This window comes from Acidovorax sp. GW821-FHT10E04 (genome assembly GCF_059415185.1).
Genome location: NZ_JBWKMT010000011.1, coordinates 1 through 17,242, shown reverse-complemented (window position 1 = coordinate 17,242; position 17,242 = coordinate 1). Strand labels below are relative to the sequence as shown.

26 protein-coding genes are annotated in these 17,242 nt (G+C 66.3%); 6 read left to right on the top strand and 20 right to left on the bottom strand.

Features of this window, described 5'->3' with window-relative positions; all coding sequences use genetic code 11:
* Positions 1 to 105: 105 nt before the first annotated feature.
* The 3 genes from AC07OC_RS25655 (at position 106) to AC07OC_RS25645 (ending at position 2,513) form a co-directional block, all read left to right on the top strand.
* Complete coding sequence (locus AC07OC_RS25655; protein ID WP_218341843.1) at positions 106 to 852, top strand: AraC family transcriptional regulator; 747 nt, start codon at positions 106 to 108, stop codon at positions 850 to 852.
* A gap of 146 nt (positions 853 to 998) precedes the next feature.
* Positions 999 to 1,832, top strand: a complete 834-nt coding sequence (locus AC07OC_RS25650) for a DMT family transporter (RefSeq protein ID WP_369641153.1) — start codon at positions 999 to 1,001, stop codon at positions 1,830 to 1,832.
* 75 nt (positions 1,833 to 1,907) lie between these two features.
* Positions 1,908 to 2,513, top strand: coding sequence for a class I SAM-dependent methyltransferase (locus AC07OC_RS25645; protein WP_492254415.1), 606 nt, complete (start codon positions 1,908 to 1,910; stop codon positions 2,511 to 2,513).
* A gap of 66 nt (positions 2,514 to 2,579) precedes the next feature.
* On the opposite strand, the gene AC07OC_RS25640 is transcribed toward AC07OC_RS25645, so the two are convergent.
* From AC07OC_RS25640 to AC07OC_RS25615, 6 genes are all read right to left on the bottom strand, one after another.
* Positions 2,580 to 3,824: an MFS transporter gene (locus tag AC07OC_RS25640; protein ID WP_494602545.1), complete on the bottom strand. Its 1,245-nt coding sequence runs from the start codon at positions 3,822 to 3,824 to the stop codon at positions 2,580 to 2,582.
* Between the two features lie 185 nt (positions 3,825 to 4,009).
* Positions 4,010 to 5,767, bottom strand: a complete 1,758-nt coding sequence (gene ptsP, locus AC07OC_RS25635; RefSeq protein WP_218298017.1) for a phosphoenolpyruvate--protein phosphotransferase — start codon at positions 5,765 to 5,767, stop codon at positions 4,010 to 4,012.
* Complete coding sequence (locus AC07OC_RS25630; RefSeq protein WP_218298016.1) at positions 5,764 to 6,033, bottom strand: HPr family phosphocarrier protein; 270 nt, start codon at positions 6,031 to 6,033, stop codon at positions 5,764 to 5,766. Before AC07OC_RS25630 ends, ptsP begins: the two co-directional genes overlap by 4 nt.
* Entirely contained in the window at positions 6,002 to 6,454 is a 453-nt protein-coding gene (locus AC07OC_RS25625) for a PTS sugar transporter subunit IIA (RefSeq protein ID WP_218298015.1), read from the bottom strand. Before AC07OC_RS25625 ends, AC07OC_RS25630 begins: the two co-directional genes overlap by 32 nt.
* A complete protein-coding gene (locus AC07OC_RS25620) occupies positions 6,451 to 7,722 on the bottom strand; it encodes an MFS transporter (protein ID WP_369641150.1) in 1,272 nt (423 codons plus the stop codon). The genes AC07OC_RS25625 and AC07OC_RS25620 overlap by 4 nt, the downstream gene beginning before the upstream one ends.
* The gene (locus tag AC07OC_RS25615) at positions 7,719 to 8,273 is read right to left on the bottom strand and encodes a hypothetical protein (protein WP_218298013.1); all 555 of its coding nucleotides are present in this window, start codon (positions 8,271 to 8,273) and stop codon (positions 7,719 to 7,721) included. The genes AC07OC_RS25620 and AC07OC_RS25615 overlap by 4 nt, the downstream gene beginning before the upstream one ends.
* Positions 8,274 to 8,433: 160 nt before the next feature.
* On the opposite strand from AC07OC_RS25615, the gene AC07OC_RS25610 reads away from it, so the two are divergent.
* The gene (locus AC07OC_RS25610; RefSeq protein ID WP_218298012.1) at positions 8,434 to 8,937 is read left to right on the top strand and encodes a TlpA disulfide reductase family protein; all 504 of its coding nucleotides are present in this window, start codon (positions 8,434 to 8,436) and stop codon (positions 8,935 to 8,937) included.
* 236 nt (positions 8,938 to 9,173) lie between these two features.
* Here the strand turns inward: AC07OC_RS25610 and AC07OC_RS25605 are convergent, their stop codons facing one another.
* Positions 9,174 to 9,629 (bottom strand): c-type cytochrome, encoded by a 456-nt coding sequence (locus AC07OC_RS25605; RefSeq protein ID WP_218298011.1) that lies wholly within the window; start codon positions 9,627 to 9,629, stop codon positions 9,174 to 9,176.
* Between the two features lie 169 nt (positions 9,630 to 9,798).
* Here AC07OC_RS25605 and AC07OC_RS25600 point away from each other — a divergent pair, with 169 nt between their 5' ends.
* Positions 9,799 to 10,482, top strand: a complete 684-nt coding sequence (locus AC07OC_RS25600) for a cytochrome b/b6 domain-containing protein (protein ID WP_218341848.1) — start codon at positions 9,799 to 9,801, stop codon at positions 10,480 to 10,482.
* Between the two features lie 49 nt (positions 10,483 to 10,531).
* The gene (locus AC07OC_RS25595; RefSeq protein ID WP_218298009.1) at positions 10,532 to 11,023 is read left to right on the top strand and encodes a GNAT family N-acetyltransferase; all 492 of its coding nucleotides are present in this window, start codon (positions 10,532 to 10,534) and stop codon (positions 11,021 to 11,023) included.
* A 67-nt stretch (positions 11,024 to 11,090) separates the two neighbouring features.
* Here the strand turns inward: AC07OC_RS25595 and AC07OC_RS25590 are convergent, their stop codons facing one another.
* The 13 genes from AC07OC_RS25590 to AC07OC_RS25530 all read right to left on the bottom strand — a co-directional run.
* Positions 11,091 to 11,597: a peroxiredoxin gene (locus AC07OC_RS25590; RefSeq protein WP_218341849.1), complete on the bottom strand. Its 507-nt coding sequence runs from the start codon at positions 11,595 to 11,597 to the stop codon at positions 11,091 to 11,093.
* A gap of 134 nt (positions 11,598 to 11,731) precedes the next feature.
* The gene (gene rpsQ, locus AC07OC_RS25585; protein WP_218298007.1) at positions 11,732 to 12,001 is read right to left on the bottom strand and encodes a 30S ribosomal protein S17; all 270 of its coding nucleotides are present in this window, start codon (positions 11,999 to 12,001) and stop codon (positions 11,732 to 11,734) included.
* A gap of 9 nt (positions 12,002 to 12,010) precedes the next feature.
* Complete coding sequence (gene rpmC, locus AC07OC_RS25580) at positions 12,011 to 12,208, bottom strand: 50S ribosomal protein L29 (protein ID WP_218341853.1); 198 nt, start codon at positions 12,206 to 12,208, stop codon at positions 12,011 to 12,013.
* Between the two features lie 17 nt (positions 12,209 to 12,225).
* The gene (gene rplP / locus AC07OC_RS25575; protein ID WP_218341850.1) at positions 12,226 to 12,642 is read right to left on the bottom strand and encodes a 50S ribosomal protein L16; all 417 of its coding nucleotides are present in this window, start codon (positions 12,640 to 12,642) and stop codon (positions 12,226 to 12,228) included.
* Positions 12,643 to 12,644: 2 nt separating this feature from the next.
* Positions 12,645 to 13,526, bottom strand: a complete 882-nt coding sequence (gene rpsC, locus AC07OC_RS25570; RefSeq protein WP_218341851.1) for a 30S ribosomal protein S3 — start codon at positions 13,524 to 13,526, stop codon at positions 12,645 to 12,647.
* 15 nt (positions 13,527 to 13,541) lie between these two features.
* On the bottom strand, positions 13,542 to 13,874 hold the full coding sequence (rplV, locus tag AC07OC_RS25565; protein WP_007847806.1) for a 50S ribosomal protein L22: 333 nt from the start codon (positions 13,872 to 13,874) through the stop codon (positions 13,542 to 13,544).
* Positions 13,875 to 13,883: 9 nt separating this feature from the next.
* Positions 13,884 to 14,159 (bottom strand): 30S ribosomal protein S19, encoded by a 276-nt coding sequence (gene rpsS / locus AC07OC_RS25560; protein WP_010467177.1) that lies wholly within the window; start codon positions 14,157 to 14,159, stop codon positions 13,884 to 13,886.
* Between the two features lie 10 nt (positions 14,160 to 14,169).
* Positions 14,170 to 14,994, bottom strand: a complete 825-nt coding sequence (rplB, locus tag AC07OC_RS25555; protein WP_010467175.1) for a 50S ribosomal protein L2 — start codon at positions 14,992 to 14,994, stop codon at positions 14,170 to 14,172.
* Positions 14,995 to 14,996: 2 nt separating this feature from the next.
* Complete coding sequence (gene rplW / locus AC07OC_RS25550) at positions 14,997 to 15,311, bottom strand: 50S ribosomal protein L23 (protein WP_007847815.1); 315 nt, start codon at positions 15,309 to 15,311, stop codon at positions 14,997 to 14,999.
* Positions 15,308 to 15,928 carry a 50S ribosomal protein L4 gene (gene rplD / locus AC07OC_RS25545; RefSeq protein WP_010467171.1) on the bottom strand — a complete coding sequence of 207 codons (621 nt, stop codon included), beginning with the start codon at positions 15,926 to 15,928 and terminating at the stop codon, positions 15,308 to 15,310. The genes rplW and rplD overlap by 4 nt, the downstream gene beginning before the upstream one ends.
* On the bottom strand, positions 15,928 to 16,602 hold the full coding sequence (rplC, locus tag AC07OC_RS25540; RefSeq protein WP_218298005.1) for a 50S ribosomal protein L3: 675 nt from the start codon (positions 16,600 to 16,602) through the stop codon (positions 15,928 to 15,930). Before rplC ends, rplD begins: the two co-directional genes overlap by 1 nt.
* 225 nt (positions 16,603 to 16,827) lie before the next feature.
* Positions 16,828 to 17,139 carry a 30S ribosomal protein S10 gene (gene rpsJ / locus AC07OC_RS25535; protein ID WP_005796953.1) on the bottom strand — a complete coding sequence of 104 codons (312 nt, stop codon included), beginning with the start codon at positions 17,137 to 17,139 and terminating at the stop codon, positions 16,828 to 16,830.
* A 26-nt stretch (positions 17,140 to 17,165) separates the two neighbouring features.
* A partial coding sequence (locus AC07OC_RS25530) for an EF-Tu C-terminal domain-related protein (RefSeq protein ID WP_198556962.1) occupies positions 17,166 to 17,242 on the bottom strand: 77 nt, incomplete at its 5' end.

Genomic DNA, 17,242 nt, shown 5'->3' with positions numbered 1-17,242 from the left:
ACTCTAGCAACATAAATTCAAAGCGCGAAGGAAAAAATCGCCACCCCGGCGCGCGCCCGCCCGGCTGGTGGTCCGTGTGCGGTTGCAGCAAAATCCACGGTGCACATGCCCTCCTCCGAACAGCTTTCGCTGCGCCGCTACGGTGCCTCTCCCGGCAGCCACAGCCATGACCACTTCCAGGTCCTGCTGGGGCTGTCCGGCGCCCTCGACCTCGAAGTCGAGGGGCGCGGCGTGCGCGTCAGCCCCGGCGGGGGGTGCGTGATCGCCCCGGGCGACCGCCATGACTTCGAGTCGGCGCGCGGCAGCCTGTGCCTGGTGCTCGACAGTGCGCAGCCCGGATGGGCGCGCTGCCTGCGGCCGCACGGCCAGGGCGCCAGCGCGCCCCCCGCCGAGGCCCTGCCGCTGGCGCACTACCTGGCGGGCGCACTGCAGCAAGGCCGCCCCCTGGCGCAGGCCCACGGCCCGGCGCTGTTGCTGGAGGCGTGGCTGGCAGGCTCCGGCCCCCGCGCCTGGCCCCCCGGCCTGGCACCCTCGCGCCAGCGGCCGATCGACTGGGCCGCGCTGCGGCAGTGGGCCGCCCAGCAGTGGGACGGGGCGCTCTCGGTCGCCGACCTGGCCGCGCGCGTGCACCTGAGCCCCAGCCAGTTCGCGGCCCGCTGCCGCGACGAGCAGGGCCTGGGGCCCATGGCCTGGCTGCGCGGCCAGCGGCTGGCACAGGCCCGGCTGCTGCGCGGCGGCGGGATGGCCGTGGCCGAAGTGGCGCAGCGCACGGGCTACCGTTCACCCTCGGCGCTGACCGCGGCGCTGCGGCGCCAGGCGGGCGCGGCGGGGAGCCCGGGCCCCGGTGAATGAACCGGCGAATGGGTGAGTGAGCAAATGAATGGATGCATGGATCGGTGAGGGGATGACCGGTGCGGCGCCGCCGCACCGCCGCTGCGCGACGAGCGGCCGCCGTTGCGCGACGATGCGGGCCGCCGCTCGCGCATACAGTCAAGCCCATGCAAGCCAATCTCTATGCCCTCGGCGCCATCGCCCTGTGGGCCTCGCTCGCCTCGCTGGGCGTGTCGCTCACCCACATTCCGCCGTTCCTGCTCACGGGCATCGCGCTCATCATCGGCAGCGTGCCGGCCTGGCCCTTCGTGCTGCGCGATCCGTCGCAGTGGCGCATTCCGGCGCGCACGCTGGCGCTGGGGGTGTACGGCCTGTTCGCCTACCACTTCCTGCTGTTCATCGCGCTGCGCCACGCGCCGCCGGTCGAGGCCAACCTGGTCAACTACCTGTGGCCGCTGTTCATCGTCGTGCTCTCGCCCGTGGTGCTGCCCGGCGTGTCGCTGCGCACGCCGCATGTGCTGGCGGCACTGCTGGGCTTTGGCGGGGCCGCCATCGCCATCGCGGGCGGGCGCGCGCTGAGCGGCACCCTCGCCTGGGGCTACCTGCCGGCGCTGGCGGCGGCCTTCATCTGGGCCACCTATTCGCTCATGACCAAGCGGGTGGCGGCGTTCCCCACCACCGCCATCGGCCTGTTCGGGCTGGTGTCGGGCGTGCTGTCGCTGCTGTGCCACGCGCTGCTGGAGCCCGCCGTGGCGCTGCAGCCGCGCGACTGGGCGCTGCTGGCCGTGCTGGGCCTGGGCCCGCTGGGTGCCTCGTTCTTTCTGTGGGACAAGGCACTCAAGCTGGGCGACGCGCGGCACATCGGCATCCTGAGCTACGTCACGCCGCTGGCGTCCACCGCGCTGCTGATCGCGGTGAGCGGCCGCCCGTTCACCTGGAGCATCGCGCTGGCCACGGTGATGATCATCGGCGCGGCCGTGATGGGCATGCGAGCGCGCTGATTCAATCAAAATGGCCCAGACGCTTGCCCATCAAGCGCTGATAGCTATCTATCCGATAGCAAACCTGATCTTCGCATGGACACCCTCCCCATCCCCGGCACGGCGGGCTATGGCACGAACGCCGCCGCGCTGGCGGCGCAGTATGAAAGCATCGCGTTCGCCGATGTGCACCGCAGCACGCTGCACCTGTTCCCGCGCACGCCCAGCCGGGTGCTCGACATCGGCGCGGGCTCGGGACGGGACGCAGCCGCGCTGGTGCGCGCGGGCCACCATGTGGTGGCCGCCGAGCCCACGGCGGCCTTGCTGCAGGAGGGGCAGCGCATCCACGCGGGGCTGCCCATCGAGTGGGTGGACGACCACCTGCCCGCGCTCACCGGCCTGCGGGGCCGCCAGTTCGACCTGGTGCTGCTGACCGCCGTGTGGATGCATCTGGACGCCGCGGAACGCACCGCCGCCATGCGGGCCGTGGCGGACCTGCTCGCGCCGGGCGCGCTGGTGGTGATGTCTCTGCGCCATGGCCCCGTGCCCCGGGGGCGGCGCATGTTCGACGTGTCGATGCAGGAAACGGCGGCGCTGGGCGCACGGCACGGGCTGGCCACCGCGCACAGCGGCACGCGGGACGACGCCCAGGGGCGGCCGGACGTGCGCTGGAGCGTGCTGGCCCTGCGGCGGCCCGTGTGAATCTGCATCCAGCGGGCCTCCCGTGCTTGTCCGGAAAGCGCGAAAAGCTATCTATTCAGGAGCAATTCACGGCATGCGCGGGGCCGCGCGCTCCCGGCGCACGCGCAGGTAGAGCCAGCCGGTGATGGAGAGGTTCAGCAGGTTCCAGCCGATGCCGTTGAGAAAGGCGGCGTGGTAGCTTCCCGTGGCGTCGAATATCCAGCCGGAAAGCCAGCCGCCCAGCGCCATGCCGACGAGCGTGGCCATGATGACGCCCCCCACCCGCACGCTCGCCTGGCCGGGCGGGAAGTACTCGCGCACGATGATGGCGTAGGTGGGCACGATGCCGCCCTGGAACAGCCCGAATAGCCCCGAGATGACGTACAGCGGCACCAGGCCGTCATAGGGAAGGAAAAGCACGAGGGCGATGCCCTGCAGCGCCGATCCCAGCAACAGGGTGCGGATGCCGCCGATGCGGTCGCAGATCAGCCCGAAGACCAGGCGGCTCACGATGCCGCAGGCCAGCATGAGCGACAGCATCTGGGCGCCCTGGGCGGCGCCGAAGCCCAGGTCCGTGCAGTAGGCCACGATGTGGACCTGCGGCATGGCCATGGCGACGCAGCACGCGATGCCTGCCAGGCACAGCAGCGCCATCGCGTGGTTCGGAGCCAGGCCGAAAGGGCGGGCACGGTCCGGCACCGCCCGGTTCGCGCCCGCTGCCGCAGACGCCGGAATCGCGGGAGGGCGCTGGCGCATGCGCAGGGACAGCGCGAGCATACCCACGCCGCAGATGCTGCCCAGCACCATGTAGGTAGGCCGCCAGCCGATGGAGTCGACGCCGTATTGCACGATGGGCGGCCAGACCGCGCCCGCCACGTAGTTGCCGCTGGCGCACACCGCCACCGCGATGCCCCGCCGGCGATTCCACCAGAGCGCCGTATCGGCCAGCAAGGGCGCGAACGTCGCGGAGCCGCCAATGAACCCCATCACCGCGTGCGCAAGACCGAAAGCCCAGATGCTGCCCGACAGGCTCGCCCCCATGAAGCCGCCAAACACCGCCAGGGCACCCAGCCAGAGCACGGGCATCAGGCCGTGGCGGTCCGCCAGCCGCCCTGTCCATAGCCCGCCCAGGCCCAGGCAGACCATCATCAGGGTATACGGCAGCGAGGCGCTGGCGCGGCCGATTCCGAACTCGGTCTGCACCGCCGGAAGCACCACCGACACCACGTACATGCTGCTGTTCCCCAGCACGACGAGGCCCAGGGTCGCAAGAAGCCGCCGCAGTGCCTGGGGCGAGTCGATGAGGGACGGGTCTGCGTGGGCAAGCTGCATGGGAGGCATGGGTTTTTCTGGATGCAGCGCAGGCCATCAGAACGGGCGGGGAGAAGTGCATCCGCCGGCCTTGCAGGCTGGCGGACGCCGCGCTTCACTTTTCAAAAAAATCTGGCAAAACCGGCCCCTGGCGCCGGTCCATCAAGCGCAGAAAGCTATCAATTAAGGAGCATTTCAGCACCACCCTACGGCGCCAGCGCGGCCGCGGGTTCGTCCCCCTCCAGCACCTGGCGCGCCCACGGCGCGAGCTTGCGCGTGTCGGCGCGCAGCACCTCCTGCTTGATGGCCAGGATCTGCGCGGGGTGCATGGAAAAGCTGCGCAGGCCCAGGCCCAGCAGCAGGCGCGTCATGGTCACGTCGCCGGCCGTTTCGCCACACACGCAGACGCTCTTGCCCTGGCGTTCGCCCTCGGCGATCACATCGCCCACCAGGCGCAGCACGGCGGGGTGCAGCGGGTCGTACAGGTGCGCCACCGCCTCGTCCGCGCGGTCGATGGCCAGCGTGTACTGGATCAGGTCGTTGGTGCCGATGGAGAGGAAATCGAAATACCGCAGGAAGGTGCGCACCATGAGCGCCGCCGCGGGCACCTCGATCATCGCGCCCAGCTGCACCGGGCCGTAGGGCACGCCGCGCGCATCCAGCTCGGCGCGGGCCAGGTCCACCTGCGCGATGGTCTGCTGGATCTCGTGCGTGTGCGCCAGCATCGGGAACAGCAGGTTGACCTTGCCATGCGCCGCCGCGCGCAGCACGGCGCGCAGCTGGGTGCGGAACATGGCCGGGTCGGCCAGGCTCCAGCGGATGGCGCGCAGGCCCAGGGCCGGGTTCAGGTAGCTGTCCTTGTGGCTCTTGTGGTCCAGCGGCTTGTCGGCGCCCACGTCGATGGTGCGGATGGTGACGGGCAGGCCCTGCATGCCGTCGATGGCTTCGCAGTAGGCGCGGTACTGCTCGTCCTCGCCGGGCAGGTTGCCGCTCTTGCCCATGAACAGGAACTCGCTGCGGAACAGGCCCACGCCCACGGCGCCGGCGCGCACGGCGGCGGCGGCGTCGCCCGGTTGCTCGATGTTGGCCAGAAGCTCGATCTTGTGGCCGTCGAGCGTGATGGCCGGGGTGTGGCGCAGCCGGGCCAGGCGCTCGCGTTCCAGCTCCACCTGGCGCTGGCGAAAGCCATACTCGGCCAGGATGATGGGCGACGGGTCCACGATGACCACGCCCGCATCGCCGTCGATGATGACCCAGTCGTCCTGGCGCACCAGCTGGCTGGCCGCGCGCGCGCCCACCACGGCCGGAATGTCCATGCTGCGCGCCACGATGGCGGTGTGGCTGGTCTTGCCGCCCACGTCGGTCACGAAGCCCGCGAACACGCTCTGCTTGAACTGCAGCATGTCGGCGGGCGAGAGGTCGTGCGCGACCAGCACCAGGGGCACGTCCACCGTGTCGTCGAGCAGCAGGTCCTGCTGGGTCTTGCGGCGCGGGCTGCTGGCGGGGGGCGCCACGGGGCTGGCCACGCCCTTCATGTAGCGCAGGATGCGCTCGACCACCTGTTCCAGGTCGGCCTTGCGCTCGCGCAGGTATTCGTCCTCCATCTCGTCGAACTGGCGCGCGATGACTTCGAGCTGCGTGGTGAGCGCCCACTCGGCGTTGTACAGGCGCTCGGTGATCCAGTGCTTGACCCCGCCCGTGAGGGCCTCGTCCTGCAGCAGCATCAGGTGCACGTCGAGCAGCGCGGTCAGTTCATGCGGCGCATCGGCGGGCATCTCCACCTGCAGGCGCTGCAGTTCCTCGACCACGGCATTGCGCCCGTTGCGCACCCGCTCGATCTCGCCCTCGATCTGCTCGGGCTTGACGAAATAGTGCGCCACGTCCACCCGGCTGGACGCCACCAGCACCGCACGGCCGATGGCGATGCCGCGGGCGACTGCGAGACCGTGGACGGAGAAGGTCATTCACCCTCGCCAAACTTGTCGGCAATCAGGGCCAGGAGCCCGTCCATGGCCTCCTGTTCGCGCTCGCCGCTGGTTTCGATCTCCACCTCGGTGCCCATGCCGGCGGCCAGCATCATCACGCCCATGATGCTCTTGGCGTTGATGCGCCGGTCGCCACGGCTCATGAAGACATCGCAGGGAAAGCTGCCGGCCAGCTTGGTGAGCTTGGCCGACGCGCGGGCATGCAGGCCCAGTTTATTGTTGATGGTCGTACGGGTCTTGATCATGTCGGTTGCGGGTATTCTGGTTCTGCGGTGCGGAGATGGCCACCTGCATGACGCCCTGGGTGCCACCCACCACGGCGCGGGTGACCACCGAATCAAGGGGCTCGTGGCGGTAGCTCACGGCCCGCAGCAGCATGGGCAGGTTGGCGCCCGTCACCAGGCGCGAGCGCACGTTGCCGATGAGGCGCTGCGCAATGTTGCAGGGCGTGGCGCCGAACACGTCGGTGAGCACCAGCGTCGAATCCGCGCCCAGTTGATCGAGCATGATGCGGGCCTGCGCCAGCGACTCCTCGGGCGGCTGGTTGGGCTGCACGTCGAGCGCGGACACGCTGCCCCCGCAGTCGGGGAACACATGCAGCGCGCATTCGCGCAGCGCATGGGCCAGCGGGGCGTGGGCGATGATGAGGATGCTGGTGGTGCTCATGGCGCGGTGGTTTGCAGCACATTATGGCGCCGCCCCCGCAGCAGGAACCACGCGTAGGCGCCCGCGTTGCACGCGAGGTACACCGCCATCGCGGCCTGGAAGGACTGCACCGCGGACAGGCCCGCGGCGGCGAAGGCGTCCACCGCCAGGCCGATGCCCCACTGCACCACGAACACCCCCGCAAAAATCACGAGGTTGTAGGCCGACAAGGCCCGCCCCGCGAGCGCCTGCGGGAACGCCATGGCCACCGCGGGCTGCGACAGCGACACGAACGTGCACGACATGCAGAACAGCGCCCACGCCCCGCCCCCGGCCCGGGGCCCCGCCACGATGGTGCCCAGCAGCACCACCAGGCACAGCGGGAGGCCCGCCGCCATCAGGCGGTCGGCCCCCAGCCCTTTTCGCAGCAGCCAGGGGTTGAGCATGCCCCAGGTCCAGAACGTGCACAGCATGGAGACATTGATCCAGAAGAGACCCGTGGCGGCCTCCAGCGGCGTGTAGCCCGCCACGCGCTGCATCCAGGGCCCGGCCCACAGGGTCTGCATCGCCACCATGCCGCCGTACACGAAGAACCCCAGGGGCGCCAGGCGCTGGAAGTAGGGATGGCGCCACACCATGGCGTAGCCGTGTTGCGCGCCCTCGGTGGCCCCGGCAGGAGACACCGGTCCGTCTGCCCGCGGGGTGGCGGCGCCCCAGGCCGGCACCCAGACGGCAATCACCACCATCGATACCGCGATCAGCGCGGCCAGGACCCAGAACAGAGGCCGCCATCCCACCAGCGGCAGCGCCCATTGCACCGGCAGCGTGGACGCCACCATGCCCAGCGAGCCGGTCATCAGCATCCACGAGTTCGCCCGCATCTGCAGGGTGGGCTCGAACCAGCGCCGGTAGCCGGTGAGGGGCGCCATCAGGCAGGCACTGACGCCGGCGCCGCACAGCACGCGGCCGGCCAGCAGGCCCGAGAACCCCGTCGCCACCGAGAACACCAGGCTGCCCACCACGGCCACGCCCAGGAAGCCGAGGGCGACCTTCTTGGGCCCGTGCCGGTCCAGCCAGGTGCCCAGCGGCAGCTGCGTGGCCGCGAACCCCAGGAAGTACCCTCCGGCCAGCAGCCCCAGGTCGCTGGCGTGCAGCGAGAACTCCTGCGACAGCGTGGGCGCCAGGGTGGCCGTCACCGCCCGCACCAGGGCCGACAGGAAATACGCGAAGGCAAATGCCAGGAAGACAATCACCGCGGCCCGCCGCGGCAGCACGCCGGGGGCCGTCATTGGAGCGTGATCCCGGCAAAGAACTGGTCGGCCACCTCGGGGCGGGGCTTGGGGGTGTAGACCACCGCGTGGTACAGCCGCACCTGCGGGCCCACGGCGCGCGCGAACCACACGGCCTGGGCCGTGACGGCGCTGCCATCCGGGCGCTGGCCCTGGACCACGGTGCGCACCGACTGGGGCAGGGGCAGCACGCCCGGCGGCGCGTACGGCGTGTCGACCGCGCGGGCGGCCGCGCCGCTGCCCAGGTTGGCGATCGCGGCCGCCCGCCAGTGCGTGAGCGCCGCGCCCACCTGCGCGGGGTCGGCCAGCGCGGCATGCGACACCGCAAAGGTCGCGCCATCCGCATCGCAGCCCGCCATGGCCAGCTCGACGGGCGAGCCCGCCAGCTCCACCGGGCGCACGGCCCGGTCGGGCTTGCAGGGCAGCGTGATGGTGATGGCCGCCTCGGGCAGCGGCACGCTGCGCCAGTTGAGCGCGGGGCTGCAGCCTGCCAGCCACGCCAGCAGGAGCATGGGCGGCAAGGCGGCCGCGCGGGTTGGTGTTCGGTTCATTGGCCGATTATCGGCACAGCACGCAGCGCGGGCCGCGTGCGCCGTTTTGCGCGAACTTTTGCGCAGCACACGACTCCACCCAAGCTGCGACAATCGGGGCACCGGCTGCGGCCGGGTTTCGGCGCGGGCCCGGCCCACAGTTCTGGATGGATAGGAAGTCATGGCGATCAAGCATTGGGCAGCAGGTGTGGCGGTGGCGGCGTTCGCGGCCGTGGGCGCCTATGTGTACCTGGATACGGGCCGCTCCGTGGCGCCGGAGTCGAACTTCGTGCTGCTGGACGGCTCCAGCAAGTCCACCGCCGATCTGCGCGGCAAGGTCACGCTGGTGAATTTCTGGGCCACGAGCTGCACCACCTGCGTGGCCGAGATGCCCGAGATCGTGGCGACCTACAACAAGTACCACGCCAAGGGCTTCGACACCCTGGCCGTGGCCATGAGCTACGACCCGCCCAGCTACGTGGTGAACTTTGCCGAAACCCGCAAGCTGCCCTTCCAGGTCGCCATCGACAACACCGGCAAGGTGGCCCAGGCCTGGGGCGATGTGCGGCTCACGCCCTCGACCTTCATCGTGAACAAGCGCGGCGAGATCGTGAAGACCTACGTGGGCGCACCCAACTTCCCCGAGCTGCACCAGCTCATCGAAAAGCTGCTGGCCGAGACCTGAGCCGCTACGGCACCTTCAAAGGCAAAAGGCCGATTTCATGCGAAATCGGCCTTTGCCGCTTATGGATTCAGCGCAAACAGCTACCACTTTAATAGCATGCGCATTGAGCGCGCGCGGCCCCGGCCAGCGAACGCCGCACAAGGGCTGCCCCGCCGCGCTGGCGTCGTCCCCCCTCCCGGAGCGCGCAGAGAGAAGGGAGAAGGGAGAAGCGGCAACGCCGCTCAGGGCGACGCACTTTACTTGGCGCGGTAGTTGTCGTGGCAGGCCTTGCAGGTGCCCGCGGCAGCGCCAAAGGCCGTCTTCAGGTTGTCCAGGCTGCCGGTCTTGGCCGCGGCGGCCAGCTTGACGGATTCGGCCTCGAGCTTCTCGGAGTGTTCCTTGAACTTGGCCTGCTCGGTCCAGATCTCGGGCAGCGCCTTGGTGGGAGCGCCCTTGTCCGTGCCCGCCCCGAAGCCCGCCCAGGGCAGCTTGGCCATGTGGGCCACCACATCCGCGTTCTCCTGCGCCGCCTTGGCATCGAACGGAATGCGCCCGTTGGCCATGGCACCGAGCCGGCCAAAGTGCTGGCCCATCACGAAGAGTGCGCTCTGGCGGTATTTGATGGCGTCCTCGGCCTTGGCGAACTGGGCGGAGGCCGGTGCCGACACGGTCAGCGTGGCAGCGGCAAGGGCGAACGCGGCAAGTGCTTTCATGGGGGTATTTCCTTTTTTCGTGGGGGGGGTAAATGCAAAAACCTTTTGACCCGCAGGGAGTATGCCGGTTTACCACGGGTTTCGCAGCGGCGCCCTCCTTCCGGGTTTACCCCGCCTCCTTCACAATGCGGCCATTCCCCTCCTCCTCAACACCCAGCCCACCGCCACCATGACGCAGCAGCACACCGTACGCATCTGGGACCTTCCCACCCGCATCTTCCACTGGACCCTGGCCGCCTGCGTCGTGGCCCTGGTGGTCACGGCCAAGGTGGGCGGCAACGCCATGGAGTGGCATTTCCGGCTGGGCCACGTGGTGCTGGCGCTGCTGGTGTTCCGCGCCGTCTGGGGACTGATCGGCGGGCGCTGGTCGCGTTTCGCGAGCTTCCTGTACTCCCCCGCCCGGCTGCTGCGCTATGTGCGCGGCGCGGCGCACGCCGAGGACAGCATCGGCCACAGCCCCCTGGGGGCGCTGTCCGTGTTCGCGCTGCTGGCCGTGCTGGCCGCGCAGGTGGCAACCGGCCTGCTCAGCGATGACGAGATCGCCTTTGCCGGCCCGCTCACCCGGTTCGTGCCCAATGCGGTGGTGGGCCAGGCCACGGGCTACCACAAGGAAATCGGGCAGTACCTGGTGCTGGCGCTGGTGGCCTTGCACCTGCTGGCCATCGTGTTCTACGTGCTGGTGCGCAAGCAGCGCCTGGTCAAGCCCATGCTGCACGGCGACAAGCTGCTGGCGGCGCCCGCGCCTGCATCGCGCGACGATCTGGCCACCCGGGTGGTCGCGCTGGTGGTGCTGGGACTGAGCTTCGGGCTGGCCTGGTGGGTGTCGACACTGGCGGCGGCGCCCGGGTTCTGAACCGAACTGGCTACACTGCGGCTTCCGTCGTTTCACACCACTCCGTGCCTTGGACAAGCCTGCCGTCACCCTGCGGATCCCCTCCTCGCCTGCCGAGCTTCAGGCGGTCCGCGACATCTTCCGCGAATACGCCGACACCCTGGGCGTCGATCTGTGCTTTCAGGACTTCGAGAGCGAGCTGGCCCACCTGCCCGGCGACTATGCCGCGCCGCGCGGTGCCCTGCTGCTGGCCGAGGTAGAGGGCGCGATAGCGGGCTGCTGCGCCCTGCGCCCGCTGGATGCGGCCGACTACCCCAATGCGAGCGAGATGAAACGCCTGTACGTGCGCAAGGCGTTCCGTGGATTCGGCCTGGGCCGCGAGCTGGCCGAAGCCATGCTCGACCTCGCGCGGCAGGCAGGCTATGCCTGTGTGCTGCTCGATACCCTTGACGACATGGAGTCGGCGCGCGCGCTGTACACCGACCTGGGCTTCGAGGAGATTCCGCCCTACTACCACAACCCCATTGCGGGGGCCCACTACCTCAAGGTCGATATCTTCTGAGGTTTTTGGGCTCTGGCGCCTGGTTCACAAGCGCCAGAAGCTACCAATTGAATAGCAAATCAGGGCATCACGCCCTGGCCTGGGCCAGCAGGGTGTCGGCGTCGCTCACCTCGAACTTGCCAGGGGCCTCCACGTTGAGCGTGACCACCTTGCCATCGCGCACCAGCATCGAATAGCGGTTGCTGCGCAGGCCCAGGCCCTTGCCGTTCAGGTCCAGCGTCAGGCCGGTCGCCTTGGCGAAGGTGGCATCGCCGTCGCCCAGCATGCGCACCTTGCCGTCGGTCTTCTGGTCGCGCGCCCAGGCGCCCATCACGAAGGCATCGTTCACGCTCACGCACCAGATCTCGTCCACGCCGGCGGCCTTGAATTCGGCTGCCTTTTCCACGTAGCCAGGCACATGCTTGGCCGAGCAGGTGGGCGTGAAGGCGCCAGGCAGCGCGAACAGGGCAATCGTCTTGCCTGCCGTGGCCTTGTCCACCGGCACGGGATTCGGGCCGATGGAGCAGCCTTCGCCCTCGACTTCCGAGTATTCCATCAGGGTGCTGGCTGGCAGGGTGTCACCGACTTTGATCATTGATCTCTCCTTGGGTTGCTGGGGGTATTGAACACATTCGCCTGCAGGCCTGCAAAAAAACGCGGCCCACAAAACAAAACGACCCACATTGTGGGTCGTTTTGAGGGGCTGTGCTGCCTGGAAGCCGGGAGGGCTTAGAGCAGGCCGGCCTTTTGCACCAAGCGGGTGGCAACCCAGTTCTTGGTCTTGGAGAGCGGACGGCTCTCGGTGATTTCGATCACGTCGCCCAGCTTGTACTCGCCCTTTTCGTCATGGGCGTGGTACTTGCTCGACTTCGCAACGATCTTGCCGTAGAGCTCGTGCTTCACACGGCGCTCGACCAGCACGGTCACGGTCTTTTGACGCTTGTCGCTGACCACCTTGCCAACCAAGGTGCGCTTGAGGGATTTTTTAGGTTCCGTCATATGGGCTCCTTACTTGGCGGCTTGCTTTTCAGCAAGAATGGTCTTGGCACGTGCGATATCGCGGCGGGTGGTGCGCAGCGTGTTGGTGTTACCCAGTTGCTGCGTAGCCTTTTGCATGCGCAGGCCGAAATGGGCTTTTTGCAGTGCCTTGATTTCGGCTTCGATGCCGACAACGTCTTTTTGGCGCAGTTCAGTAGCTTTGGTCATTTTCATGGTCTCCTGAATTACGAGCCAAGGTGACGGCTGACGAACGTGGTGCGCAGCGGCAGCTTGGCAGCAGCCAGGCGGAACGCTTCGCGGGCCAGTTCTTCGGGCACGCCGACGATCTCGAACACGATCTTGCCGGGCTGGATTTCAGCCACGTAGTACTCGGGGTTGCCCTTACCGTTACCCATACGCACTTCTGCGGGCTTGGTAGAGATTGGCTTGTCCGGGAACACGCGGATCCAGATACGGCCGCCACGCTTGACGTGACGGGAAATCGCACGGCGCGCAGCTTCGATCTGACGGGCCGTCAGACGGCCACGATCGGTGCACTTCAGACCGAAATCACCGAACGCAACGGTAGCACCCCGTGTTGCGACGCCAGTGTTACGGCCCTTTTGCTCCTTGCGGTATTTACGGCGAGCAGGTTGCAGCATAGTTATTCTCCTTTACCGTCCGCTGCTGTAGCGGGCGCGGCGACTTTGCGTACGCGCTTAACGGCATTGTTATCAGCGCCACCAGCTTCCGCTGGCTTATCGCTGCCGTCGGCTGGAGCAGTGTTGCCACCGACAGGACGACGTGGGCCACGGCCTGCGCCTGGACGGTCGCCACCTGGGCGGCCATCACGGCGTGGACCGCGTGGGCGGCGCTCTTCGTCTGGACGAGGCGTTTCCACGGCAGGCAGGTCATTGCGGCCCAGCGTGTCACCCTTGTAGACCCAGACCTTGACGCCGATCACACCGTAGGTGGTCTTGGCTTCAGAGGTACCGTAGTCGATGTCCGCACGCAGCGTGTGAAGTGGCACGCGGCCTTCACGGTACCACTCGCAACGAGCGATTTCGATACCGTTCAGACGACCGGACGACATGATCTTGATGCCCTGGGCACCCAGACGCATGGCGTTCTGCATGGCGCGCTTCATGGCGCGGCGGAACATGATCCGCTTTTCGAGCTGTTGCGTGATGCTGTCGGCGATCAGCTTGGCATCGATTTCAGGCTTGCGCACTTCTTCGATGTTCACTGCGACAGGCACGCCCAGGCGAGCAGCGAGTTCCTTCTTCAGGTTCTCGATGTCTTCACCCTTCTTGCCGATCACCACACCAGGACGTGCCGAGTAAATGGTGATGCGGGCGTTCTTGGCAGGACGCTCGATCAGGATGCGCGACACGGCCGCGTTCTTGAGCTTGGCCTTCAGGTACTCGCGCACCTTGATGTCTTCGGCCAGCATGCCCGCGAAATCGCGGTTGCTGGCGTACCAACGGCTGGACCAGTTGCGGCTGACCGCAAGGCGGAAGCCGGTAGGATGGATTTTCTGTCCCATAGTCTTCCCGAGCCTTTAGTTGCCAACCGTCACGTACACATGGCACGTGGGCTTGCTGATGCGATTGCCGCGGCCTTTGGCGCGCGCGGTGAAGCGCTTGAGCGTGGTGCCTTGTTCGACGTAGATGGTCTTGACCTTCAGTTCGTCGATGTCGGCGCCATCGTTGTGTTCGGCGTTGGCGATGGCCGACTCCAGAACCTTCTTGACGATTCCCGCAGCTTTTTTCTGCGTGAAGTTCAGGATGTTCAGAGCCTGGTCCACTTTCTTGCCGCGGATCAGATCGGCGACCAGACGGCCCTTGTCGACCGACAGACGGACGCCCCGGAGGACTGCACGTGTTTCAGACATGGTCGTTCCTTACTTCTTCGCTTTTTTGTCAGCGGGGTGACCCTTGAAGGTGCGCGTCAGGGCGAATTCGCCCAGCTTGTGGCCCACCATCTGGTCGGTGACATAGACAGGTACGTGCTGCTTGCCGTTGTGCACGGCAATGGTCAGACCGATGAACTCGGGCAGAACCATAGAGCGACGCGACCAGGTCTTGACTGGTTTCTTGTCCTTGGTGGCAACGGCCTTTTCGACCTTGGCCAGCAAGTGATGGTCAACAAATGGACCCTTTTTAAGAGAGCGAGTCATCTGTTACCCCTTACTTCTTGCGACGCGACACGATCATGATCTGTGTGCGCTTGTTGTTACGGGTGCGATAACCCTTGGTCAGATTGCCCCAAGGATCGACTGCATGGCGGCCTTCGCCGGTGCGGCCTTCGCCACCACCGTGAGGGTGATCCACTGGGTTCATGGCAACGCCGCGAACCGTAGGACGAATACCCATCCAGCGCTTCACACCGGCCTTGCCCAGTTGGCGCAGGCTGTGCTCTTCGTTGGCCACTTCACCAATGGTGGCGCGGCATTCGATGTGGATCTTGCGAACTTCACCCGAGCGCATGCGCACCTGGGCGTAAACGCCTTCGCGGGCCAGCAGCGTTGCCGAAGCACCTGCCGAGCGGGCGATCTGCGCACCGGCACCGGGCTTGAGCTCGATGCAGTGGATGGTCGAACCCACGGGGATGTTGCGGATCGGCAGCGTGTTGCCAGCGCGGATCGGGGCTTCCGAACCGGACAGCAGGGTTGCGCCCACTTCCAGGTTGCGGGGAGCGATGATGTAGCGGCGCTCGCCATCGGCATAGCACACCAGAGCGATGTGGGCCGTACGGTTGGGGTCGTACTCGATGCGCTCAACCTTGGCCGGAATGCCGTCCTTGTTGCGCTTGAAGTCCACCACGCGGTAGTGGTGCTTGTGGCCACCGCCCTTGTGGCGGGTGGTGATGTGACCGTTGTTGTTACGGCCGGCCTTCTGGAATTGTGGTTCCAGCAGGGGGGCGTACGCTTCACCCTTGTACAGGTGGTCACGCGTGACCTTCACCACGGCACGTTGGCCGGGCGAAGTGGGTTTCATCTTGATGACAGCCATGATTACGCGGCCTCCCCGGAGAGGTTCAGCTCTTGACCTGGCTGCAGCGTGACGTATGCCTTGCGAACATTGTCGCGGCGGCCGACGGTCTTGCCGAAGCGCTTGGTCTTGCCTTTGGTGTTCACCACAGAGACGCCCTTGACCTCGACCTTGAACATCAATTCCACAGCGGCCTTGATTTCTGGCTTGGTAGCGTTCTGCAGCACCTTGAACGTCACAGCATTGGACTTCTCGGCAACCATGGTGGCCTTTTCGGACACGATGGGAGCGACCAGCACTTGCATCAGACGACCTTCGTCAAACTTGAGTGTGCTCATGCGAACATCTCCTTGAGTTTGTCGATTGCACCCTTGGTGACGAGCACTTTCTTGAAACGGACCAGCGACACGGGATCTGCGTAACGGGGCTCGACGACGAGCACGTTCACCAGATTGCGCGAAGCCAGGTACAGGTTTTCGTCCACTTCCTCGGCGATCACCATCACCGATTGCAGGTTCATCGCCTTGAACTTGTCGGCCAGGACCTTGGTCTTGGGCGAATCCAGCTTCAGGGAGTCGACCACAGCCAGACGGCCTTCGCGGGCCAGCTGCGACAAGATGGCAGACATACCGGCGCGGTACATCTTCTTGTTGATCTTCTGCGTGAAGTTTTCGTCAGGCATGTTCGGGAAAATCCGACCGCCCCCGCGCCACAGTGGCGACGAGGTCATACCTGCACGTGCATTACCCGTACCCTTTTGCTTGAAAGGCTTCTTGGTCGAGTGACGGACTTGCTCGCGGTCCTTCTGGGCGCGAGTGCCTTGGCGTGCGTTGGCCTGATAGGCCACCACGATCTGGTGCACCAGATCTTCGTTGTATTCACGACCGAACACGGTTTCAGGAACATCCAGCTTGGATGCGCCCTGGCCTTGGTCATTCAGGAGTTCGAGCTGCATTAGTTCGCTCCTTTGGAGGCTTTGGCCTTGACCGCTGGACGCACCGTCACGAACCCACCCTTGGAGCCCGGAATAGCGCCCTTGATCAAGAGCAGTTGACGCGCTTCGTCGATGCGGATCACATCGAGGTTTTGCGTGGTCTTGGTGACATCGCCGAGGTGGCCCGTCATGCGCTTGCCGGGGAACACGCGACCTGGGTCTTGTGCCATACCGATCGAGCCAGGCACGTTGTGCGAACGGCTGTTACCGTGCGACGCGCGCTGCGAGCTCATGTTGTGGCGCTTGATGGTACCGGCGTAGCCTTTACCGATCGAGGTGCCTTGCACGTCGACTTTCTGACCCACGGAGAACACGGACGTCACAGCCACCGAGGCGCCAGCTTGGTACTGGGCTGCGGTATCGGCGGTCACGCGGAATTCCTGGATGATTTCACCGGCTTCCACACCTGCCTTGGCAAGGTGGCCGGCTTCTGGCTTGGTCACGCGCGATGCTTTGCGCGAACCGAACGTGACCTGCAGGGCCACGTAGCCATCGTTCTCTTGGGTTTTGATCTGGGTAACGCGGTTGTTGGACACATCCACCACCGTGACAGGCACTGCGTCCCCATCATCGGTGAACAGACGCATCATGCCCACTTTGCGACCCAGCAACCCGAGGGAGTTGCTCAGACTCATTGGTTTTCTCCAAAACTCTCACCGCCGCAACTTCAATTGGCTACGGCGTTTCCGCAAGCTCTCGCCTGCGTGCATGAAAGAAGGTTAATAAAACTCCGCACGGCCGGCACCCTTTCAAAGGCGCAAATCGAGCGAAGCCCTAAAGTATAACGCGAACTGCTTTCGCAAGCAAGTTCGCGTTATTTCGGACCTTGCGGGGTGGGCGAACCCACCCCGCAAAAGCCATTACTGCAGCTTGATTTCGACGTCCACGCCCGCGGGCAGGTCGAGCTTCATCAGGGCATCCACGGTCTTGTCCGTAGGATCCACGATGTCCATCAGGCGCTGGTGCGTGCGGATTTCGAGCTGGTCGCGGCTGGTCTTGTTGACGTGCGGCGAGCGCAGGATGTCGAAACGCTTCATGCGCGTCGGCAGGGGCACGGGGCCCTTGACGATGGCGCCGGTGCGCTTGGCGGTGTCAACGATCTCGGCAGCGGACTGGTCGATCAGCTTGTAGTCAAACGCCTTCAGGCGGATGCGGATTTTTTGCTTGGACATGGCAAGTTCCTTGTTCTGCTTATGAATTAAGCAATGATCTTGGCCACGACGCCAGCGCCGACCGTACGGCCGCCTTCGCGGATGGCGAAGCGCAGGCCTTCTT